We start from the raw sequence: 22,976 nt of genomic DNA, 5'->3' as shown, positions 1-22,976 counted from the left end.
GGGCACGGCGTACGGGCTGCTGCATGGGGTGTGTCCGTTCATGGGCATACGGTGGTTCTGCGGCTCGGCGAAGGCCCGCGCCCGCGCGGCGGGAGCGGGGAGGGACGCACGGGTACGCTGACCCGTCGAACGCCGACGATCAAGCGCCTGGGGAGTGCGTACCTGCGCACGGCGCACACACGCAGCCGCAGCGGGCCGCCACAGGGGCCCTCGACGGGGGCAGGGAGACACGGGTGGGAGAAAGATCCGGGCACGGACACGGGCACGGGGCCGGGGGCGCGGGCGGGCGGGGGAGCGGGCGCACGACCGGGTCCGGGGGCGGGGACGGGGGCGCGGTGGCGGCCGGGGCGACGGTGCTGTCGGCCGCAGCCAGGGAGCTGTACGCCCGCGTCACCCGCGGCGAGCGGGTGGAGGAGGCGGACGCCGACGCGCTGCGGGAGTTGACCGACTGGCGGCTGGTCGCCGTCGACCCGGAGGGCGCGCGGGCGCCGATCGCCCTGGACCCGCAGGAGGCGGGCCGCAGGCTCCTCGACGACGAGCTGCGCGCCATGGCCCTGCGGGCGGCGCGGATGGCCGAGATACCCGGTCTCGCCGACGACCTCGGCGTCCACTTCGAGCGCGCCAAGTGGCGCTCGGGCTCCAGCAGCGAGTTCCTCGCGGAACCGGAGCAGATGGACGCCCGCATCGCGCAGGCCATCGGCCGCGCCGAGACCGAACTGCTGATCGCCCGGCCCTGCGGCCCGCACAGCCCCGAGCTCGTCGAGAGCACCATGGCCTGCGAGTCCGTCGCGCTCGCCCGCGGTGTGCGCGTGCACACGCTGTACCACGACAGCGAGCGCGACGATCCGGCGACCCGTGGGTGGGTGACCGCCATGACCGCGAAGGGGGCGCGGTTCCGTACCCTCGCCGCCCCTTTCCAGCAGTGCGTCGTCGTCGACCGCCGCCAGGCCTTCATCCCCGACCACGTCGACAACTGCAGCCCCAGCCACGCGGCCTGGCACGTCGGTGACCGGGCCCTGGTCGCCTTCCTCGCGGAGGGCTTCACCGACGCCTGGCGCCGTGCCGACGTCTGGCACGGCGACCCCGGGGGAGCGGACGCCGAGGACGGGGGTACGGGCGGGGGGCTCACCCCGCGCCAGCGCGAGATCCTGAACGACACGGCCGCCGGCATCGACCAGCGCATCACCGCCCGCCGCCTGGGCATCGGCCTGCGCACCCTCAGCAAGGAGCTCGGACACCTCCGGGACCGCTGGGGCGTGCCGACGCTCGCCGCCCTCGCCTACCAGTGGGCCCTCTCCGACGAGCGTCGGCGGACGTGCCGCGAAGGCGGCCGCCGTTCCGGGTCGTGATCGCTTTTTCACCGAAGAACCGTCAGAAGAAATATCCGCGGACGTACGGCATCCTGAGCGGGGTCGGCCGGGCCGCCCGCACTGGGGCGTCACCGGTCCGCGACAGCCGCTATTACGGGGGGCGTTACCCGCGCCTCATGCCGGAACCGGGCAGCGCAGGGCACGGGCAGCGTGCCCTGCCGGGCATCGCGTGGGTACCGCAAGGTCGCTGCCAGGGCCTTGGCGGAACGCAGAGAGAGCCCCTCGTCTCGTTACACCCCCCGTGATAGGGCGTCACCCCTCGACAGTCCCCAGGGTCTCCCGTGCGTCCCCCGGCGCCGGCTCGAACCACACCTCCTCGGGCCACGAGGCGTGCGCGAGACGCCCGCCGTCCGGTACGTCATGGGGAGCGGGCAGCCCCACCCGGCGCGTGCGCAGCGTGACGCGCGTGGGGATGTACTCCAGGAACGACCGGGCGAACCACGGGTGCACCTCGTTGCGCGTGGCGAGCAGCAGGTGAATCCCGAGCCGCCCGCCCGTCCGCGCCACCCGCAGCAGCACGCTGCTCAGCTCCGGCTGCCGGGGGAGGATCTCCGTCACCTCGTCGACCGCGACCACCAGCCGCGGCAGGGCGGGCACCCCCGGCTCGGCACTCCGCCGCGCCTCGTACGCCGCGATGTCCGGGCACTCCGCCGACGCCAGCGCGCCCTCGCGCAGACCCAGCTCGGCGACGAGCCGCTCCCGCAGGTCCAGCGCCCGGGACGGCACGCCGGACAGCCCCAGGGCGGCGCCGCTCATCGCCCGGTCGGCGTACCGCTCGAGGCCGCTGCGGCCGGTGAAGTCGGCGAGCAGCAGGCGCAGCCCGTCCGCCGGGTTGCGCCCGGTCAGCTGGCGCAGCACGGTGTCGAGGAACTCCCGGCGGCCCACGTCCAGAGCGCCCTGGCAGAGCATGTGCGGGCCGCTGCCGCCTGACTCGGGGCCGGCCAGGTCCACGCGTACCGGCCGGCCCGTAGCGCCCCGGCCGAGCACGACGCGCAGCCGGTGCCGCTGCGAGCCCCTGCGGTGGGCGATGTCGTTCAGGGTGTGCAGGACCTCCTCGGCGGTCGGGCGCCGCTCGGGCGCGGGATCGACGCAGTCGAGCAGGGCCTCGGCGAGCCGCGCGCCGGCGATCGGCTCCGCCTCCCGCCCGCCCTCGCGCCGGGCGTCCGCCCATTCACCGGAGGCGGCCGCGAGCAGGATGGCGCCCATCGCGTAGACATCGGAGGCCGGGGTCGGCGCCACCGCCGGGTCCGCCAGCTCGGGTGCCTGGTAGGGCTGCTCCCGCGCGAACACCTTCCGGTGCCTGCTCGGCCGGTCCGCCACGGTGGCGGTCAGCCAGCCGGTGATCCGCACCTCGTGGCCGGCGATCAGCACGTTCCCCGGCACCAGCGAGCCATGGACCAGGCCCTTGCGATGTGCCCGGACCAGGCCGTTCGCGAACTGGCGGGCGATGGCCAGCAGGCCGTCCTCGTGCAGGGGCCCGTAGCGGCTCACGAACCGCCGCAGACCGGGCGCCGGCCCGGGCTCCTCCTCGTCGTCCCGGGCGCACTCGACGGCCACCCAGGGCTGGACCGCACCGGCGTCGTGGGCGAGCAACCGGGGCGCGTGGACGCCTGCCATCCGGTTCAGCGCGACGACCTCCCGGGCGACCAGGTCGGTACCGCGCAGCGCGGGTCCCTCGATGCGCCGGATGACCACGGGGGTGCCGTCGCCGTCGAGCGCGAGGAACAGCCCGAGGCCCGTCCACCCCCGCCGGTGCTCGGCGAAGACCGTGTACGGCAGCTCGTGGGCCCCGGTGAAACGCGGGTCACCGGGGCGTACGGGCGCCCAGTCGGATCCGGTCAGGCGCAGCGGTACGTCCGGCCGGTCCCACGGCCCCTCGGGACCGGCGGTCGGCGGGGCCGGCGGCGCGGGGACGGCCGCTGTCCTCCCGGCCGCCGGGGCGGGCGCCGCGACACCGAGCCGGCGCATCACCCGCTCGTCCACCCAGCCGAAGGGACGCGGCCCGTCCACGGCCACCCGCTCCGGCCCCTCCGGGTGCGGCAGCCAGGCGGGGAAGTCGGGGGACGCCCCGGCCAGTCGGGCCAGCCGGGCCGTCACCGCCCTGGTGGTCCGCACCAGTTCGGCGGGTGGAACGGTGCCGAGCAGGATCCGGCGCGTGTCCTCGCGGAAGTCGAACTCACGGTGGTGCGGCAGACCGCGCGCCCCCCGCTCGTCCCGGTGCATGAGCCCGCCGAGGAAGACCTCCGCCAGGTGGCTCGTGTCCACCGCCGGGGACATGGCGCCCTGCACCAGCCGCATCACCGGCACCGGCAGCGGCGCCACCGCCGCCAGGTGCGCGGCCAGCCGGTACGCCTCCGGGGACGCCGCCTCCCGGAACCGCAGCACCGCCTCGGGAGTACCTTCCCCACCCGCGCGTACGGGCGTGCCGTCGGCCCCCGGCGGCGTAGCCCCGGCGTCCGTCCCGGGGCGGGCCAGCAGCGGCAGGACGGCACTGCCCCCGGGTGATCCGATCAGCGCCGCCCAGGCGCCGACCGACGCGGGCGTCGCCTCCAGCACCGGCACCGGGATCCCGTCGAACGGGGCCAGTTCGGGCGGCAGCACCGGATCCGCGACCTGCCAGGAGCCGCCCGCCGCGCCCCGGCGGCGCGTGGTGACCTTCCACCGCTCGGCGCGGATGCCCGAGCCGCCCCACAGCCGCGGCGGCAGCACCTGGAGCACCGCGGCCGGACCGGTCGCCGCCGCCCGCTCCAGCGCGGCGTGCATCCGGCCGTCGCGCCACGCCGCGCCCACGCCGTCGCTCACCACGAGCAGCAGCGTGTTCCCGGACGGGTCGCCGACGGTGGACAGCGACAGCGTGGCGGGCCCGTCGCCGAAGGGGCGGTGGCGCAGCCGCGGGCCGCCCGGGCTCCGGCTGTCCAGCCCGAAGACGCGGATGTCCCGGAACGCCCCGCTGCGCTCCATCAGCACCCGTACCTCGGCCGCCAGCCGCTGCCACAGCAGCATGGACACGCCGTCGTCGACGAGCATCACCAGGTCGAGCCAGCGCGTCACGGCCGGCCGGACCACCGCGTCCGGCAGCCCCGTCTCGGCCATCACGGCGACCGTGGCCGGCACGTCCAGTTCCCACCGCAGCGCGTCCGGGCGCCGGTGCCGCAGCGGCCGCAGCGCCCGGCCCAGCCGCAACTCGGCACCGCCCAGCGCCTTCTCGCCCGGAGCGCGTACCGGCATCGCCGGGACCTCGGCGGCGGAGCGCTCCCGCCGCGCCACCGGAACGGGCGCGGCGTGCAGGGCCCCGGACCCGCCCGGCGGCGCATCGGACGGCTCCGACGGCCCGGGAGCCTCCGGCGGCTCGCCCGAAGGTCCGGTCCGGTCCGGGCCCGGGTCCCGGGGCTCCGGGCCGTGCGGGGGTTCACCGGTGGACGCCGGCCCGGCCGCGCCGGGGAGCGGACCCGCGGACGCCGCCGCCGACGGCAGCCGCGTCGCCAGCCACAGCGCGTCCAGCAGCTCCTCGGCCGACAGCTCCGCCCCGCAGTCCGCCAGGACGTCCCGCACCCGCTCCAGCACCGGTCACACCGTCCCGCCGAGCCGGTGGAGCACGGCGTCCAGCAGCCCGTCGGCGTCGAGGTCCACACCGCCCCGGCGCAGGAAGACCGCGTTGAGCAGCTGGTCGGTGGCGAGTTCGCCGCGGGCCCGGCGGGCGAGGAAGGCGCGCATGAGGTCGTCGACGCCGTCCAGCCCGGCGCCGCCGCCGTCCCCGGCGCCCGCCGCGTCCAGGTGCGCCCGGACGATCGCGCGCAGCCGCTCCTCGTCGGGCTCCGGCAGGTCGAGCCGTACGCAGCGGCGCAGGAAGGCGGGCGGGAAGTCCCGCTCGCCGTTGCTGGTGATGACGACGACGGGGAACTCCGCGCAGCACACCCGGCCCCGTACGACCTCGGTCCAGGAGTGCGGATCGGCCGTCATCACCCGTACCCGGGCCTGTTCCTCGGGGAGCCGGGCCAGCTCGGGAATCTCGAACTCGCCCTCCTCGAAGACGTTCAGCAGGTCGTTGGGCAGGTCGACGTCGCCCTTGTCGAGCTCGTCGACGAGCAGGACCCGCGGCCGTTCCGACGGCACGAGCGCCGTGCCGAGCGGGCCGAGGCGCACGTACGAGCCGATGCCGGGGTCCTCGTCCGGCGCGCCGTCCCCGTCGAGGTCGCGGTCGCGCCGCAGGTTCGTCTCGCGCAGCCGGCCGATCGCGTCGTACCGGTAGAGCGCGTCCTGCAGCGTCGTACGGCTGTTGACCGGCCAGTGCAGGACGCGCCCGAGCGACAGCTCGTGGGAGAGGGCGTGCGCCAGCGAGGACTTGCCCGTGCCGGGCTGCCCGGTGACCAGCAGCGGCCGCCGCAGCAGCAGGGCGGCGTTGACCACGTCCGCCTCGGCCGGACCGATCAGGTACGGGCGCGGGCGGCGCGGCCCGCCGTCCGCCGAGCCCCTGAACCGCCGCCACGGGGGCGCCTCGGGGAACACGGGCGTACGGGGCCGCCCGTCACCCCGGAACAGCCGCCACGCCCCGGCGCCGCCGCCGTCACCGTCTTCGCGTCCCGCGCCGGGACCGTTCACCGTCATCAGCCGTTCGCTTCCGTTCCGTTCCGAGTCACGAGGGGTCGAGCAGTTCGAGGGAGTCCGGCACCGGCAGTCCGTCGTCCTCCCAGACCAGCGCGGGCCGCGCCGCCGAGGCGACCGAGGAGCCGAAGACCCCTTCCCGGAACTCCCGCACCCGCTCCGGCAACTGGTGCAGCGGCCCGGCGGGCGCGAGCGCGTCGAGCCGGGCCGCGTCCGCGTGGCCGTCCGCCTCGCGGTCCCAGAGCACCACCGGCACGCCCAGCGCCAGGCACAGGTCCAGCAGCCGGTCCCGCTCCTCGCGCGGTCCGTGCAGCACCACCCCGGCGACGTCCTTGTGGCTCGTCTCCAGCCGCTGGTACAGCTGCTGCAGGGTCGCCGAGGTCTCGTCGACGACCAGCACGCCGGGGTGCCCGGCCGCCCAGCGGCGCCGCATCTCGGCGTCGCGGCGCGGGGAGCGGCGGCTCATCTCCGGGCAGCGCAGCGCCACCTGGTACTTGGCGCCGAGCGCCAGCCGCAGGCCCCCGAGGTCGGGGAAGAGGTCACCGAGGGCGTTGCCCGTGTCCCAGCCGTCGACCGGCAGTTGCAGCCCGTCGCGCCCCACGACGACGTCCACCCGCGTGACGGGGTACGGGTCGTCGCCCTGGCCGCCCTCCGCCGCCTCGCGCACCAGGCGGCCGATCTCCTCCGGGGCGCACGCGCCCTCCGGTGCCGCGACGGTCGACGCCGTACCGTCCTGGCGCACCAGGCCCACCCGGCACCGGTAGCGGCCCGCGCCGCCCAGGTGTTCCGCAGCCGAGCCCTCGGGGGTCAGCCGGAGCACGATCCGGCTGACCGGCGACGAGCGGTGCGCGGCCCAGCCCGCCGCGTCGGCGCGGCGCTCCGCCAGGGCGACCGGGCTGATGCCGAGCCGCTGCGCGACCCGGTCGCACCAGCCGTGCAGGGAGCCGCCGGTCTGCCGGTCCGGCGCCGCCGACGCCACGAACGCGGCGAGCCTCAACAGCGCCGGCACCGGTGGCGCGCCCCCGTCGGGCGCCGGGCCGTCCGGGTACCCCTCCAGGCTCAGCACCACGGCGTCGAGGTCGGCCTCCGTCAGGCGGCCCGAGGCCGCCAGCGGCTCCGGCAGCACCATGTAGCGCAGGGCTTCCCGGGCGGCGCGCGGCACCAGCGTGGCGTCGGCGGCGGTGACCCGGCGCAGGTCCTCCAGCAGGCTGCGGTGTTCCCCGACGGACAGCAGCCGGACGTTCTCCTCCAGCCGCCCCAGCGCGAGCAGGCTGTCGAGCGCCTCACGGTCGGCCGGGCCGCGGACCGCGGGCGCCAGCGACTCGGTGAGCGTCGCCAGGGCCCGCTCCTCGGTGGCCAGGAACTCCGCGAGCTCCTCGACCGTGGGCGCCGCGCGTTCCTCGGGCGGCGGCACCGGGCGGCCCAGCCCGGCCGCCAGTGTCCGGGCGTGGTCCGCGCGCCGCCCGGGATCGTCCAGCAGCGCCCGCAGCACGGGAGCGAGCCCCGCCGCCGCACGCGCCACGTCCGGTCCGGCGAACCACGGGCCCCGGTCGGCGGGACCCGTGACGGCGCACTCGTCGAGGACGTCGGCCGCCCCGGCGCGGGCCAGTTCCTCGCGCACCGCCTGCCACGGCACCGCCCAGCTGCGCCGTACGGCCTGCTGGGCCCGTAACGGCTGGGTCTCGTCGGGCATGAGGTGCGCCACCACGAGCCCGGCGACCGAGGAGGCGTCCCGTGTCCACAGCGGACCGCCGCTGTAGCCCGGCCCGATGGCCGCCCCCGACAGGCGCCCGTCGAGGTAGCCGTACCGGCCCTCCTTCAGGCGGACGACGATGTCGGCGAAGGTGATCGCCTCACCGCCGCCGTGCCAGGCACGCAGTTCCTGGCCCTCCTCCATGTCCCGCCACACCACCGGCCGCAGCCAGGAGGGCGCCGGCTCGTCGAGGTCCAGGACGGCGAGGTCGCCCTCCCACTCCAGCGCCGAGGGCCGCCGCTGCGGGGGCACCCACACCGATACGGTCGCCGTGCGGTGGCCCGTCGCGCCGGAGCCGCGGAAGGCGACGGTGAGCGGCCCGGCGGAGGCCGGGCGCTCGGCGGCGTACAGGTCTTTGCCGAGCGCGTCGTTGACGACATGGGCGCAGGTCAGGACGCGGCGGGGGGAGAGGAGCGCGGCGGCGCCCGCGGCCTTGGCGCTCCCCTCGTAGAGCAGGGAGACGCGGGTGCCGGCGGCGGCCGGCCGGCGGAACCACGTCATCCGTGCCGGTCCTGCGGGTGCTGAGGGTGTTGCGGGTGGCGCGGGTGCTCGGCTCCGGCGGGCAGTCCGGCACCGTGCTGCCAGGTCGCCGACACCGTCATCGTCGCGTTGCCGTTGGCGCCGACGATGCCCAGCTTGAGGTCCTGCCCGATCTGGACGCCGAACTCCACCGTCAGCTCCTGGGGCGGGTTCGGCGCGCTCACCACCGCCGTGTGCACCTCTTCGAGGAGCGGGCCCAGCGGACGCAACGCCGTGCGCAGGGCGTCGACCGCGAGCGCCGCCGTGCGGCCCCCGCCGCGGGCCACGGGCCTGGCGGTGCCGAACCCACCGGGCAGGTCCGGCCCGTCACCCGGTTCCGGGGCCGGGCCGCCGCCGGCCGGCGGTGTTCCGGTGTCGGACAGCTCCACCCGCAGTGCGGCACCGGCGAGATCGAGTTCTGCGTATTCGGGCATGCCGCCATTGTGTCCGATCATGGACGCGGGCTGGTCGGGGTTTCCGCAAGCACGCGCAACTCCGCTACAAAACCAGCCAGTTCCGGTACGCCGCGGCGCCGGTCGGCGGACGGCCGGACGCTGTGAGGCGCCCGACCGCCCAACCACCCCGTATCACCGGCTCGTTCGGACCGGTCGGCCAATCCGGCTCCCGGCCGGCTCCGGGTACTAGCGGATGCCGGTGAAGGACTTCCAGCCGGTGCCGATCTTGGTGCCGTCGCCGATGGCGCCCTTGCCCGTGCCGTTGTAGCGGTAGAGGTCACCGGTGGTGTGGCGCCCCAGGATGTCGGCGTTCCCGTCCCCGCTGAGGTCGCCGATGCCGACGAAGTCGACGATGGCGCCCCAGCGGGACCCGATCTTGGCGCCGTCGCCGATGGTGCCCTTGCCGGTGCCGTTGTAGCGGTAGAGGTCTCCCGTGGCGGTCCGCGCGAGGAGGTCGGCGTTCTTGTCGTTGTTGAGGTCGCCCGCGCCGACGATGGTGAGCCCCTTCCACTTGGTGCCGATGCGGACGCCCGCGGAGAGGGTGCCGTGCGCGGTACCGGTGTAGAGGAGCAGGTCGCCGGTGGCGGTCTGACGGGCGACCAGGTCGGGGAGGGCGTCGCCGTTGAAGTCACCGGAGTACGTCAGGGCGTCGACATCGGTGAAGCCGGTCCCGATCCGCGTGTGCGGCAGTTCCGGCGTGACGGCCTGCCCCCGCGGCGGGCTGTACTGGAGGAGGTCGCCCGCGGCGGTGCGCACCAGGGTGTCGTTGGCGCCGTCGGCGTCCAGGTCCCCGAAGGGGACGAAGGTCGTGTCGGCGGGCCAGGTGCCGGCGCCCACACGGGTGGAGACGGTACCGGCGGTGGTGCCCCGGTAGACGGTGAGCGCGCCCGTGGCGCTCTGGGCGTAGAGATCGGGAAGGCCGTCGCCGCCGACGTGGTCGCGGTGCTTGGCGGCGGTCGGCGGCTTGGGGGCGGGCGGCAGCGTGGCCGCGCCCCACACCTGGTGGATCTCCGCGCCCTTGTCCGTCGTCCCGGTCGTGCGGTTCCACAGGACGACGGCCCGGCCGTCGGTACCGGTCGCGCTGTGGCCGCGACCGGCGGCCGCGTCGATCCGGCCCAGGATCAGCGGCCGTCCCCAGGCGCCGCCCGTGCGCTGGGCGACCGTCAGCTCTCCGTCGCCGCCCGTCCACAGGGCGGTGACCGTCCCGTCGCCGCCGACGCTCGGGGACCAGATCCCACCGACGTACGACTCCGTCAGAGTGTGCGGCGCCGACCAGGCACCGGCCGCCGAACGGGTCGCCGTACGCAGCGCGGAGAAGTCCTTCCACAGGGCCGTCACCGCGCCGTCCGGGCCGAGCTGAGGCGTGCCGGAAGCGTACGGACGCCCGTCGGAGGGGGCCGTCTCCGAGGCGCCCCACGGCGCGCCCGCCGCGGGGCGGTAGGCGAAGCGGTGCGTGTCGCGGCCTTCGGACCAGCTCAGGAGGGTGGCGCCCGACGCGGACGACTGCAGGGTCAGGTCGCCGACGAGCGCGGAATCGGTCCCCTCGACGCCCCGGGGCGTCTCCCACGCGGTCGCGCCCGGGGCCAGCGAGGTGATCCGCACGCGGAGGCGGTCGTCGGCGAAGTCGTCCGCCCAGGCCACCGTGACGGTGCCGTCGGGTCCGACCGTCGCGGCAGGCGTGAGGGCGAGGACGTCCGACAGCTTGACGGGCGCGGACCAGGCCGCGCCGGGCGCCGGGCGCTCGGAGACGTACAGCCCCCTGGTCGCGTCGCCCTGGGCGGGGTCGCCGAAGCTGCCCCACACCGCCACGAGGCGTCCGCCGGGGCCGCTCGCGAGGGCGTACCCGGCCGGATGCGCCACGGTCGACACCTGCGCGGCGGGCGTCCACGACGCCGCCCCGGCGAGCAGGGTGGACGAGCTCAGGGTGTAGCCGGAACCACCCCAGTGGTGCCAGGCGACCGTCGCCGAACCGTCGGTGCCGGCGGTCAGTTCGGCGGAGTACACCTCGCCCTTCGTGGCGGCCACGAGGACCGGGGCGCTCCACGCGGTGGCCTGCGCCGGGCGGGTGGCGGACCAGAGCTCCTGGTCGCCGTGGCCCGCGTCCCGGCTCCACACCGCGACGGCGGTGCCGTTGGCGGTGATGCGCACGTCGTGCACGGAGTGGTGCACGCCCGCCTCCGTCAGCGCCGCGGGTCCGCCCCACGCGCTCGGCGTGGCGGCGCCGGCCGGCGCCGCCGCCACCACGGTCACGGCGGCCCCCGTGCCGACGATCCCCAGGGTCAGCGTGGACGCCACGGCCGCGCTGATGAGCCTGCTTCTGCCCATGTGGAAAATCTCTCCATACCGGTGGTCAAGGCATGGCGAGGCGACGGCCCGCGCGGTTCGCGTGCCGCCTTGGTGTGTGAAGTCCCCCGGTTCCCGGCTGCTTCTTCTCCCCATGCACATCCAGTGATCAAGGAGCCTAACAGCAGACAGAGCGGTCACTCGAACCGGTTTTCGGAGCTTTCAGTCGTAGAAGAACTGCTGCAGATCGTCCATGGACCCCGGTCCGTGCAGGAAGCACTCGGCCGCCGCGATGTCGGCTTCCGCGGGCGGCCCGCCGCCGCTCAGGAGCTGCTTCGACCACACCTCGCCCTGCCGGCCGACCGCGTAGATGCCGGACAACAGCTCCGCCATGCCCGCCGGCTGGGGCGGGGTGCGCCCGGCGATCGGCTGGAGCTCCCAGCCGCCCGCCCGGGCGGCCAGCCGGAGCGCGCCGGCCCAGTTGGCGACCCGCCCGATCCGCACGTGCCAGCTGTCCTCGGGGAAGGGAGGGAGCCGTCCGTCGTGCAGGGGATTGGTCGCGGCCGTGATGTCCGCCAGCACCTCGCGTTCGACGGCGTCGCGTACCCAGCGGCCCTCCTGCGACTCCTCGATGGCGGCGCCCCACCACTCCCACGCGTCCTCGACCCGCTTCTTGAAATCGTCCGCGTCCGTCTCATCCATGCCGCGCAGCCTTCCACACCGGGCAGAGGGCGGTTCACCCCGCCCTCTGCGGTGCCCGACGGGTGCGGGTCCAGGTGAGCAGGTCGTCGGCCGACCAGGTGTTGATCACGCGGTCGGCCGGTACGCCGCACTCCTCGGCGCGGGCGCAGCCGATGATCTGCCAGTCCAGCTGGCCGGGAGCGTGGGCGTCGGTGTCGACGGCGAAGAACACCCCGGCCGCCACCGCCTGGCGCAGCAGCCGCCGGGGCGGGTCCAGGCGCTCGGGGCGGCTGTTGATCTCCACCGCCGTGCCCGACTCGGCGCACGCCGCGAAGACCGCGTCCGCGTCGAAGGCCGACTCCGGCCGCTTGCCGCCGACGAGCCGGCCGGTGCAGTGGCCCAGCACGTCCACCAGCGGGTTGCGGACGGCCCTGACCATCCGCCGCGTCATGGCGGGCCCCTCCATCCGCAGCTTGGAGTGGACGGAGGCCACCACCACGTCGAGCCGGTCGAGGAGTTCGGGCTCCTGGTCGAGAGTGCCGTCCAGCAGGATGTCGCACTCGATGCCGGTCAGCAGCCGGAACGGCGCCCACCGCTCGTTCAGCTCCGCCACCACGTCCAGTTGCTCCCGCAACCGTTCGGCCGACAGACCCCGGGCCACCGTCAGCCGGGGCGAGTGGTCCGTGAGCACCGCCCACTCGTGGCCGAGCGCCGCCGCGGCCCGGCCCATCGCCTCGATCGGGCTGCCGCCGTCGGACCAGTCCGAGTGCAGGTGGCAGTCGCCGCGCAGCGCCGCCCGCAGTTCCGTCCCGAGCGTGGCCGCCTCACCCGCCTCCTCCTCCAGCCGCTTCAGGTACGCCGGGACCTCGCCGGTCAGCGCCTCGCGCACCACCTGCGCCGTCTTCGGCCCGACGCCCTTGACCCGCTCCAGCGTCCCGGCCGCCGCGCGTTCGGCCACCTCGCCGTCGCCCAGGGCGGACAGCGCCGCCGACGCCGTACGGAAGGCCCGCACCCGGTACGTCGGTGCCTGCGACCGCTCCAGCAGGAACGCGATCCGGTCCAGCGCCTCGACGGGGTCCATCACGCGGCTCCCGGGCCGCGCCGGGCCGACGGGCCGATCTCGCACCACACGGCCTTGCCCTCACCGCGCGGCTCCACGCCCCAGCGCAGCGCCAGCGCGTCCAGGAGCAGCAGCCCGCGCCCGCCCGTCGCCGCCTCGCCCGGCGAACGCCGCCGGGGCCACGCGCTGGAGCGGTCCTGCACCGCCAGCCGCACCCGGCGCACCGGCTCCGGCAGCACCTCCAGGGTCAGCACCGCGCCGCCCTCCGTGTGCAGCAGCACATTGCCCAGCAGCTCGCCGGTGACGAGCTCCGCGTCGTCCGCGAACTCCCGCATCCCCCAGTCGCGCAGCGCCCGCCGCACCACCGCCCGCGCCTCCGACAGGCCCTGCGGGTCCGCCTGGTGGATGTACTGGTGGATGCGCGGCGCCCGGGTCGTGCCGGGATCCGGGCTGCGCCGCAGCACCAGCAGCGCCACGTCGTCGCCGGCGCCCCACCGCTCCCAGAACCGCTCCGAGAGGTGGTCGGCCAGCGCCTCCGCGCCCGGCGGGCCGCTGCTCACCGCCCGTTCCAGCGCGGCCAGGCCCTCGCCGATGTCCACGCCGGGCTGCTCGACCAGGCCGTCGGTGCACATCACCAGCGTCTCGCCGGGCACCAGGTCGAGCCGTGTCTCCGGGAACTCCTCGTCCCCGAAGACGGACGCCACCCCGAGCGGCAGCCCGCCCGGCACCTTCGGCGCCCCGACCCGTCCGTCGGTGTGCCGGATCAGCGGCCCCAGATGGCCGGCGCGCACCACCCGGACCGTGCCCGTGCCCAGGTCGGCCTGCGCGTAGGTACAGGTGGCGAACCGTTCGGTGTCCAGCTCGGCGAGGAACCGGGAGGCCCGCGCCAGCACCGTGGAGGGAGCATGCCCCTCACCGGCGTACGCGCGCAGGGCGATGCGCAGCTGGCCCATGATCGCGGCCGCGTGCGTGTCGTGGCCCTGGACGTCGCCGACGACGACCCCGACCCTGCTCCGGGGCAGCGGGATCACGTCGTACCAGTCCCCGCCGACCTGGCGACCGCTCCACGCCGAGTGGTAGCGCACGGCGATCTCGCCGCCCTCCACGGCGGGGATGCGGCGCGGCAGCATGGCGGCCTGGAGGCTGGTGGCGACCTCCCGCTCCTCGTCGAAGAGGATCGCGCGCTGGAGCGACTGCGCCACGATCGCCGCCAGCCCCAGGGTGAGGTTGCGCTCGTCCGCGCTGAAGGCGGTGCGGCTGCGGTAGAACAGCGCCATCCCGCCGAGCGTGCGGGCCTGCGCCACCAGCGGCAGGTAGGCCGCGGCCCGGAAGCGGAGCTGTCCGGCGTACGGGGCGAGGGCGGGGTAGCCGCGGATCAGGTTCTGGAAGCAGCTGGAGAACAGCGGGCGCCCGCTGAGCACCGTCTCGGCCAGCGGCAGGCCGCGCTCCAGCCGCTGCACCCGGAGCTCCTCCAGCGCGTCCAGCGACTCGCCGCTCAGCGCGATGATGTTGAGTGAGCCGTTCTCGACCAGGCCCAGCGCGAACCCGTCGGCGCCGAGCCGTGCGAGACCGCCGGGGCCGGTCAGCGCGGCGGTGACGTCGTCGACGGTCACCGCGCGGGACAGCGCCTGTGTGGTGCGCTCCACCATGTTCGTCTGGCGCTCCCGGCGCCTCTCCAGCTCCACGACGAACGCCGAGTGGGTGACCTCGAACGTCGTGTCCCGGACGATCCCCACGATCCGGTGGGCCCGGCCGTCGGCGCCCCGCAGGATGCGCGCCTGGACGTGCGTCCACTGCGGTGACCCGTCGTCCAGCGGGATCTGGAAGTGGGCGGCGTACGAAGGACGGCCGCTGCTCAGCGCCTCCCGGATCACGGACTCCAGCCGCGACCGCTCCTCCGGCTCCAGCCGGCGCACCAGGGAGGCGGGCCGGGAGTCGAACGTGCCCGGGGCTACGCCGAACACCAGCAGACCCGCCTCGTCGACGTCGATCGTCCCGGCGTCGAGATCCCAGTCGAAGCTGCCGGTGCGGTTCATGGCGAGGCGCTCCGGCGTGCCGATCTCGCCGCTGTGTGCCCGGTTGTCCGTCATCACCCTCATTGTCGAGTGCGTCACGCGGGAACGCCAAGGCATCGGAGCCGGGCGTTCGTGTCCAGCCCGTTGACGCGTTCACGCCCCCTGCCTAAGGTCTGTTCGAAGTCCTGGTCAATGTCCGATATCTCGAACAATCGAAGCTTCCAGGAGCACACCCATGGCACGCACACGGCCGAGGCACCGCCTTGCGCTGGCGGCTCTCCTCCCGGCCCTCCTCGCCGGCACGGTGCTGACCGCGCCCGCCACCCACGCCGACGACGCCCGGGCCCAGAACCCCGCGGCGGCCGAGCCGGCCGACTACTCGCTCACGGTCGACCCCGACCGCGCGGGCCCGGAGATCGACCGCACCCTGTACGGCGTCTTCTACGAGGACATCAACAACGCCGCCGACGGCGGGCTGTACGCCGAACTCGTACAGAACCGCTCCTTCGAGTACGGCCCCGCCGACAACCCCGCCTACACCCCGCTGACCGCCTGGCAGCGCACCGCCGCCGGCGGCGCCGACGGCGAGCTCCGGGTCGCCGACGACGCCCACCGGCTCCACGAGCGCAACCGCCATCACCTGCGCCTCGACCTCGCCCCGGCGAACACCGCCACCGGCCGCCTCGGCATCGTCAACAGCGGCTACGGCGCCGGCATGGCCCTCACCGAGGGCCGCCGCTACGACTTCTCCGTCTGGGCCCGCACCGACCGCCCCTCCGGCACCCGCCTCGCCGCCGAACTGCGCGCCGCCGACGGCACCGTCCTGTCCGCGCCCCTGAACCTCACCGCGCGCGGCGACCGCTGGGCGAAGTACACCGGCACGCTCGTCCCCAAGGTGACCACCACCGGCGGGCGCCTCGCCGTCACGGCCGCCGGCACCGGCACCGTACGCCTCGACATGGTCTCGCTCTTCCCCCGCGACACCTACAAGGGCCGCCCGAACGGCCTGCGCAAGGACCTCGCCGAGAAGATCGCCGCCCTGAAGCCCGGCTTCCTGCGCTTCCCGGGCGGCTGCCTCGTCAACACCGGCAGCCACCAGGCGTACGAGGCCCCGCACTGGGAGCGCAAGCGGTCCTACCAGTGGAAGGACACCATCGGACCCGTCGAGCAGCGCGCCGTCAACGCCAACTTCTGGGGTTACCACCAGAGTTACGGGCTCGGTTACTACGAGTACTTCCAGTTCGCCGAGGACCTCGGCGCCATGCCGCTGCCGGTCGTCCCCGCCCTCGTCACCGGCTGCGGCCAGAACCAGGCCACCGACGATCCGGCCCTCCTCAAGCGGCACATCCAGGACACCCTCGACCTGATCGAGTTCGCCAACGGCCCGGTCACCAGCGAATGGGGCCGCAAGCGCGCCGCGATGGGCCACCCCAGGCCCTTCGGCCTGACCCACCTGGCGGTCGGCAACGAGGAGAACCTCCCCGACGCCTTCTTCGCCCGCTTCACCGAGTTCCGCAAGGCCATCGCGGCGAAGTACCCGGCCATCACCGTCATCTCCAACTCCGGCCCCGACGACGCCGGCGCCGTCTTCGACCGCCACTGGCAGCTCAACCGCGAGGCCGGCGTCGCGATGGTCGACGAGCACTACTACAACAGCCCCCAGTGGTTCCTGGAGAACAACGACCGCTACGACTCCTACGACCGCCAGGGCCCCAAGGTCTTCCTCGGCGAGTACGCGTCCCTCGACAACCGTTTCTCCAACGCCCTCGCCGAAGCCGCCTACATGACCGGCCTGGAACGCAACGCCGACGTCGTCAAACTCGCCTCCTACGCCCCGCTCCTCGCCGACGTGCAGCAGAACCAGTGGCGGCCGGACATGATCTGGTTCGACAACCACCGCTCCTGGGGCTCGACCAGCTACGAGGTGCAGAAGCTCTTCATGAACAACACCGGCGACCGGGTGGTCCCGAGCCGCGCCTCCACCACGCCCGCCGTCTCCGGCCCGATCTCCGGCGCCGTCGGCCTGTCGACGTGGGCGACGAGCGCCGCGTACGACGACGTCGAGGTCACCGGCGCGGACGGCACCACGCTGCTGAAGGACGACTTCTCCGCCGGGGACGCCCGGTGGACCCGCGCCGCCGGGCGCGGCGACTGGGCCGTGGCGGACGGCGCGTTCGTGCAGTCCGACGCGGCCGCCGAGAACACCCTGGTGACCGCGGGCGACCCCGGCTGGCACGACTACGACCTGCGGGTGAAGGCCACCAAGAAGTCCGGCAGGGAGGGCTTCCTCGTCGCCTTCGGTGTCCGCGACACCGGCAACCACTACTGGTGGAACCTCGGCGGCTGGGGCAACACCCGCTCCGCCGTGGAGGAGTCCGTGGACGGCGGCAAGCAGACGCTGCTGGAGGACGCCACCACCATCGAGACCGGCCGGACGTACGACCTCCACGTCCAGGTGCGGGGCCGCCAGGTCACCCTCTACCTGGACGGGAGGAAGTGGGGCTCCTTCACCGACGACAAGACCGCCGAACCCTTCCGCCAGGTGGTGACGCGGGACAAGGGCGACCTCGTCGTCAAGGTGGTCAACGCGCAGGCCACGCCCGCCCGGACCCGCGTCGACCTCGGCACCGACAAGGTCGCCCCGACGGCCCGGCTGACCACGCTCCAGGGCGCGCCGGACGCCGTCAACACCGCCGACGCACGGCCCATCCAGCCGCGCGAGTCCACCCTGCGCGGCATCGGACGGCAGTTCACCCACACCTTCCCGGCCCACTCGGTCACCTTCCTGAGGATCAAGACCGGATAGGGGAGGGGGAGTTCACTACCCTGGCCGGGGAGCACCGCCGTGCTCCCCGGCCTTTTCGCCGCCGTGCGTCGAAGCGCTTCGATCCAGGCTGCCGAACAGCCCCTGGACAGCTCTCCGTAGCCGCCCTAAGGTCGGAGCCCAACGAGTCGAAGCGCTTCACCTCCGGGAGAGCCGCATGGTCACCCTCGCCGACGTCGCTCAGCACGCCGGAGTCTCCGCCTCCACCGTGAGCTACGTCCTCAGCGGCAAGCGGTCCATCTCCGCCTCCACCCGCGCCCGCGTCGAGCGCAGCATCGCCCAGCTCGGCTACCACCCCAACGCCGGCGCCCGCGCCCTCGCCAGCAGCCGGTCCAACATCATCGCGCTGATGATCCCGCTCCGCACCGACATGTACGTCCCGGTCATGATGGAGATCGCCATCGCCGTCGCCACCACCGCCCGCGCCCACGGCTACGACGTCCTGCTCCTCACCGGCGAGGAAGGCCCCGCCGCCGTCCGCCGCATCGAGGGCAGCGCCCTCGCCGACGCGATGATCCTCATGGACGTGGAGCTCGACGACGACCGGCTGCCGCTGCTGCGCGAGGCCGCACGCCCCGGCGTCCTCATCGGCCTGCCCGCCGACACCACCGGACTGAGCTGCGTCGACCTCGACTTCGAGGCCGCCGGCGCCCTGTGCGCCGACCACCTCGCCTCCCTCGGCCACCGCGAGATCGCCGTCATCGGCGAGGCCCCGGCCGTGTACGAACGCCACACCGGCTTCGCCGAACGCACCCTCACCGGGCTGCGCCGCCGCAGCGACGAGCTCGGCCTGCGCCTCCTGCACCGCCCCTGCGAGGGCGGCTACGCCGCCGTCGCCGCCACCCTCGCCCGCGTCCACGACGAACGGCCCGGTACCACCGCCTTCGTCGTCCAGAACGAGGCCGCCACCGACCCGCTCCTCGCCCTGCTGCGCCAGCAGGGCCGCGCCGTGCCCGAGGACGTCTCCGTGATGGCGATCTGCCCCGACCAGGTCGCCGCACACGCCTCCGTACCGCTCACCTCCGTCGCCGTACCGGCGCAGAACATGGGCCGGTACGCCGTCGAGCAGGTCGTCGCCAAACTGGAGGGCCGCGGCACGGACGAGGTCGTGCTGCTCGCCCCTGAACTGACCGTCCGCGCGAGCACGGGCCCGGCTAGCGCACGCTGAACGACACGACGCGCTCCTCGCCGGCCGTCAGCGCCAGCCGCGCCGGCGAGCCGTCGGGCGTCCGCAGCTCGACCCGCACCGTGCGCGACGGCCGCACCGTGGCCGTGGCCCCGCCGTCGCCCCACACCAGGTCCACCTCGGCGCCGAAGCGGGTCCGCACCCCGCGCAGCGCGCCCCGCGGGTACGCCGCCGGGAGCGCGGGCAGCAGCACCAGACGGCCGGGCGTGGACTGGACGAGCAGCTCGATCAGCAGGGCGGGCAGGGCGTGCGCGGCGTCGGCGTTGTACACCTCGCGCCCCGGGTAGTGCGCGCTCATCAGCGAGGCGTGGAAGAAGTCGCCGTGCAGGACCCGGCCGAGCGCGCCCGCCGCCCGCTCGCCGTCCCGCAGCCGCGCCGCGACCAGGCCGTGGTGGAGGTGCCCGTGGGCGGAGCCGTTCTCCGCGCCGCGCAGCTCCAGCGCGCGGCGGGCGGCGCGGGCGAGCTCCGGCGTGTCGTACGGGTTGATCGCGCCGAGCGGCCACACCGGGTACAGGTGGCTCAGGTGGCGGTGGTCGTAGCGGTCCTCCAGCCCGGGCCAGGCCCATTCGGCCAGGGCACCGTCCGCGTTGACCCGGTAGTCCGGCAGCCGGTCCGCGAGCGCGCGCAGCCGTGCCGCCTCGGCTTCGGCGGGGGAGTGCGCCGCGGCCGCGGTCAGGGCGTGGCGGGCCGCAGCCAGGTCCATCGTCGCGTTGAGCGCGCCCCAACTACCGCCCACGGGGCGGTTCTCGGGCGAGTACGACGGCACGATCACGAGCCGCCCGTCCGGCCCGGTGCGTGTCAGGAAGTCCTCGTAGAACAGGGCGACCTCGGCCAGCGCCGGGCCCAGCCGCGGATCGGCGGCGCCGGTCTCCGTGCCGGCCTCCGTCTCCGCGTGCTCGACGAGCGGGTGCAGCAGCCAGTCGGCGCCCGCCGTCCACAGATGCAGCGGGTAGGACCGCTGGAAGTGGTACGCGTGACCCGACACGCCGTCCGTGTGGGCCGGGGCGACCACCCCCCGCGCCCCGAAGATCGCGCGCGCGTTGTCCCGCCAGTCCGCCCACTGCCCGTACACCAGCGCCGCGAGCGCCTCGCTCACCTCCGGCAGGGCGGCAGCGGCGGCGGACGCCGTCTGGAGGCCCAGGTTGGCGTCCGTGGTGAACGCCCCGGACCAGGCGGTGTTCCAGTCACCGGTCCACAGGCCGGTCAGACGCGGCGGCAGCATCCCGCTCGCCGACAGCAGGTGGTAACGGCCCGCCGCGAACAGCCGCTCCACCAGCGCGGGACTATCGGGCAGGGCAAGGAGCTCGCCGCCGGGCAGGGCGCGGTCGGCGCCGCCGCCGAGGTCGAGCGTGACGCGCTCGTACGCGGCCCGGTGCAGCGCCTCGTGGCGGGCCAGCAGCCACGCGTACGCCTCCGCGGGCGATGCGCCCTCCGGGACGAGCGCGCGCAGGGACGCCGCCTCGTCCTCGACCGGAGCCTCGCCGCGGTGGCGGCGCACCCGCGTGAGCAGCAGCAGCGCCCCGGCGTCCGACACCCGCAGCCCGTCCCGGCCGATCGCGGTGCGTCCGCCCGCCGCGAGCGCCAGGGTCACGCCCGTGAAGGCCGCCTCGCCGTCCGCCTCCGGGTAGCGGGCCCGCAGCGTCAGCAGCGCGCCGCGCGGGTGCAGCACGGTGCCCCGGCCGATGGCGAGGTCCTCCGGAGCGCCGGGGAGCCGGGGGTCGAGGACGACGGCGGCGGTGAGCGGCGTCCCGGTCACGTACTGCACGAGCACGTCGTCGGCGCGCGAGACGAAGACCCGGCTCGCGCGGCCCGCGCGCACGGAGGCGGCCACACCGGTGGCGAAGTCCACCTCCCGCCGGAAGCCCCCGGGCCCGGCCGCCGGGTCCTCGCGCCGGACGCGTACCTGGAACCCCGGGTGGAAGGCCCCCACCCAGCGCAGCGCACGCCCGTCGGTGAAGCGCTCCGCCGCGTCCAGCTCGCCGCTCAGCAACCGGTCCTGGAGACCCGGCAGCCGGTGCGCCAGCCGGGGCGGCAGCGTGTCGGCCGGGGGCACCGGCCGCACCAGGGTGTGGTGCGTGACGACGACCCGCTCGTCGTCGGGGTCCCCGAACACCAGCGCGCCATGGCGGCCGTTGCCGCTCAGGAAGGCGTCCTCCCAGCGGTGCGCGGGCGCGGGCTCCCACGTTCCGTGCACCGGCCCGCCGCTCCTCACGCGCCCGCCGCCCCTCTCACGCCCGCCGCCCGTCACGCCCCCGCCTTCCGCAGCACCGCCACGCCGTAGCGCTCCAGGTGGAGCGAGCCGCTCACCGCCGCGCCCGTCAGCACCTCGCGGAACGCCCCCGGCACGGTCACCGTCACCGGCTCGCGCCCGTGGTTGAGCACGAAGAGCAGCTCTCCGCGCCGTACGGCCTCCACACCCGCCGGCAGCCCCTCCAGCACGGGCCGTACGCCCGCCCCGGCGGCCACGGCCGCGAGGAGGTCGCGCAGCGCCGGGGGAGCGGGCAGCGTGGAGACGTACCAGGCGGTGGCGCGGCGCAGCACCGCCGGGAGTCCGTCGAGCTCGCCGCCCCGGTAGGCGCTGACCACCTCACCGCCGTCCGCCGTCAGCTCCTCGGACCACAGCGTGCCGTCGAAGCCGTCGCACACGACGGTCTCGCCCCGGTCCAGGGGCCACCACTCGTGCACCGTCCCGATGCCGAAGAGCGCCCGCAACCGCGCGTCCATGCCCCCCTCCCGTACGCGGTCGTCCTCGTCCGCCACCCCGGTGAGGAAGCCGGAGACGAGGGTGCCGCCGTCGCGCGCGTACGCCACCAGGTTGTCGACCGCCGCGTCCGTCAGCAGGTACAGGTGCGGGACGACGACCATCGGGAAGCCGGCGAGGTCGTGCTCGGGGTGGGCGAAGGAGACCGGCAGGTGCGCCTCCCACAGCGCCCGGTGCCAGGCGCGGACGACCTCGGCGTAGTCGACCTCCGACGAGGGGCGGCCGCCCTGCTGCCCCGCCCACCAGGAGTTCCAGTCGTGCAGGACCGCGACGCCCGGTTCCGTGCGGCTCCCCGTCACCTCGCCCAGCCGGGACAGTTCGGCCCCGATCCGCCGCACCTCCTGGAAGGCGCGGCCCCGCTCACCGGCGTGGGACACCATCCCGGAGTGGAACTTCTCGGCGCCCTGGCGGGACTGGCGCCACTGGAAGTAGCAGACCGCGTCGGCGCCGTGGGCGACGGACTGCAGCGACAGGAGCCGGTTCAGTCCGCGTGGGTTGGGCTGGTTGACGGCCCGCCAGTTGACCGGCCCGGCCGCCTGCTCCATCACCATCCAGGGGCCGCCGCCCGCCTGCGAACGGGTCAGGTCGCCGATCATGGCGTTGTACTGCCCGCCGTACGGGTCCTTCGGGTCGGGGTAGACGTCCACCGACACCACGTCCTCCCGCCCGGCCCACGTCCAGCCGTCCAGCCCGGACCAGAAGGGCATGAGGTTGGTGGTCACCGGGATGTGCGGCGTGTGGCGGGCGACGATGTCGCGTTCGGCGGTGAAGCACTCCAGCAGTGCGTCCGAGGTGAACCGCTTGAAGTCCAGCTCCTGGGCGGGATTGCGCAGGTACGGGGCGCGGCGCGGCGGGATGATCTCCTCCCAGGAGTCGTAGCGCTGGCTCCAGAAGGCGGTGCCCCACGCCTCGTTGAGCGCGTCGAGGGTGCGGTGGCGGGCGCGCAGCCAGCGGCGGAAGTGGCGGGCGGTCCCGTCGCACCAGCAGTGCGTGCCGTACTCGTTGTTGACGTGCCACATCGTCAGCGCCGGGTGCGCGCCGTACCGCTGGGCGAGGTCCTCGGTGATCGCGGCGGCGTACCGGCGGTAGACGGGCGAGCTGGGGCAGAACTGCTGGCGCGAGCCCCACCACACCGTCCGGCCGTCCTCGTCGCGCGGCAGCGTCTCGGGGTGGCGCGCCCCCATCCAGGGCGGCGGCGACGCGGTCGGCGTGGCGAGCACCACCCCGACGGAGTGCGCGTGCATCAGGTCCATCACCCGGTCCAGCCAGCCGAAGTCCCGCGCCCCGGGTCGGGGTTCGAGCCGGGCCCAGGAGAAGACGCCGACCGTCACGGAGTTCACCCCGGCGGCCCGCATCAGGCGGACGTCGTCGGCCCAGGTCTCCTCCGGCCACTGCTCGGGGTTGTAGTCGCCGCCGAAGAGCAGCCGGCCACGGGTGGCGTCGTCGAGGCGGGGCATCGGACACGGT

General features: G+C 75.2%; 13 protein-coding genes. 3 read left to right on the top strand and 10 right to left on the bottom strand.

Translation table 11 applies throughout. The annotated features are described in order from the left end of the window. Positions 1-233 precede the first annotated feature (233 nt). A complete protein-coding gene (locus tag AB0A69_RS23375; RefSeq protein ID WP_361425179.1) occupies positions 234-1,349 on the top strand; it encodes a hypothetical protein in 1,116 nt (371 codons plus the stop codon). Between the two features lie 273 nt (positions 1,350-1,622). Here the strand turns inward: AB0A69_RS23375 and AB0A69_RS23370 are convergent, their stop codons facing one another. The 8 genes from AB0A69_RS23370 to AB0A69_RS23335 form a co-directional block, all read right to left on the bottom strand. Then, entirely contained in the window at positions 1,623-4,934 is a 3,312-nt protein-coding gene (locus tag AB0A69_RS23370; RefSeq protein WP_361425176.1) for an SAV_2336 N-terminal domain-related protein, read from the bottom strand. Between the two features lie 3 nt (positions 4,935-4,937). Beyond that, positions 4,938-5,975, bottom strand: a complete 1,038-nt coding sequence (locus AB0A69_RS23365; RefSeq protein ID WP_361425173.1) for an AAA family ATPase — start codon at positions 5,973-5,975, stop codon at positions 4,938-4,940. A 28-nt stretch (positions 5,976-6,003) separates the two neighbouring features. Beyond that, positions 6,004-8,226 (bottom strand): trypsin-like peptidase domain-containing protein, encoded by a 2,223-nt coding sequence (locus AB0A69_RS23360; RefSeq protein ID WP_361425170.1) that lies wholly within the window; start codon positions 8,224-8,226, stop codon positions 6,004-6,006. Beyond that, the gene (locus tag AB0A69_RS23355) at positions 8,223-8,678 is read right to left on the bottom strand and encodes a CU044_2847 family protein (RefSeq protein WP_361425167.1); all 456 of its coding nucleotides are present in this window, start codon (positions 8,676-8,678) and stop codon (positions 8,223-8,225) included. Before AB0A69_RS23355 ends, AB0A69_RS23360 begins: the two co-directional genes overlap by 4 nt. Positions 8,679-8,885: 207 nt before the next feature. Further along, positions 8,886-11,024, bottom strand: a complete 2,139-nt coding sequence (locus AB0A69_RS23350) for an FG-GAP-like repeat-containing protein (protein WP_361425164.1) — start codon at positions 11,022-11,024, stop codon at positions 8,886-8,888. A 180-nt stretch (positions 11,025-11,204) separates the two neighbouring features. Beyond that, positions 11,205-11,684 carry a hypothetical protein gene (locus AB0A69_RS23345; protein WP_361425161.1) on the bottom strand — a complete coding sequence of 160 codons (480 nt, stop codon included), beginning with the start codon at positions 11,682-11,684 and terminating at the stop codon, positions 11,205-11,207. Positions 11,685-11,718: 34 nt separating this feature from the next. Further along, a complete protein-coding gene (locus tag AB0A69_RS23340) occupies positions 11,719-12,744 on the bottom strand; it encodes a PHP domain-containing protein (RefSeq protein ID WP_361425158.1) in 1,026 nt (341 codons plus the stop codon). Beyond that, positions 12,744-14,813, bottom strand: a complete 2,070-nt coding sequence (locus AB0A69_RS23335) for a SpoIIE family protein phosphatase (RefSeq protein WP_361425155.1) — start codon at positions 14,811-14,813, stop codon at positions 12,744-12,746. Before AB0A69_RS23335 ends, AB0A69_RS23340 begins: the two co-directional genes overlap by 1 nt. A 160-nt stretch (positions 14,814-14,973) precedes the next feature. Here AB0A69_RS23335 and AB0A69_RS23330 point away from each other — a divergent pair, with 160 nt between their 5' ends. Continuing rightward, the gene (locus tag AB0A69_RS23330) at positions 14,974-17,544 is read left to right on the top strand and encodes an alpha-L-arabinofuranosidase C-terminal domain-containing protein (protein WP_361425152.1); all 2,571 of its coding nucleotides are present in this window, start codon (positions 14,974-14,976) and stop codon (positions 17,542-17,544) included. Between the two features lie 88 nt (positions 17,545-17,632). Further along, positions 17,633-18,730: a LacI family DNA-binding transcriptional regulator gene (locus AB0A69_RS23325; RefSeq protein ID WP_361425350.1), complete on the top strand. Its 1,098-nt coding sequence runs from the start codon at positions 17,633-17,635 to the stop codon at positions 18,728-18,730. On the opposite strand, the gene AB0A69_RS23320 is transcribed toward AB0A69_RS23325, so the two are convergent. Together AB0A69_RS23320 and AB0A69_RS23315 are read right to left on the bottom strand one after the other, a co-directional pair. After that, positions 18,717-20,942, bottom strand: a complete 2,226-nt coding sequence (locus AB0A69_RS23320; RefSeq protein WP_361425149.1) for a glycoside hydrolase N-terminal domain-containing protein — start codon at positions 20,940-20,942, stop codon at positions 18,717-18,719. The genes AB0A69_RS23325 and AB0A69_RS23320 overlap by 14 nt on opposite strands. Before the next feature lie 50 nt (positions 20,943-20,992). After that, complete coding sequence (locus AB0A69_RS23315) at positions 20,993-22,966, bottom strand: beta-galactosidase (protein ID WP_361425146.1); 1,974 nt, start codon at positions 22,964-22,966, stop codon at positions 20,993-20,995. Between the last annotated feature and the right edge of the window lie 10 nt (positions 22,967-22,976).

The sequence above is a fragment of the Streptomyces sp. NPDC045431 genome (assembly GCF_040646655.1).
In the GTDB taxonomy this organism is placed as follows: domain Bacteria; phylum Actinomycetota; class Actinomycetes; order Streptomycetales; family Streptomycetaceae; genus Streptomyces.
Note: the sequence above shows the minus strand (reverse complement) of the source record. Positions and strands in the feature narration are given on the sequence as shown.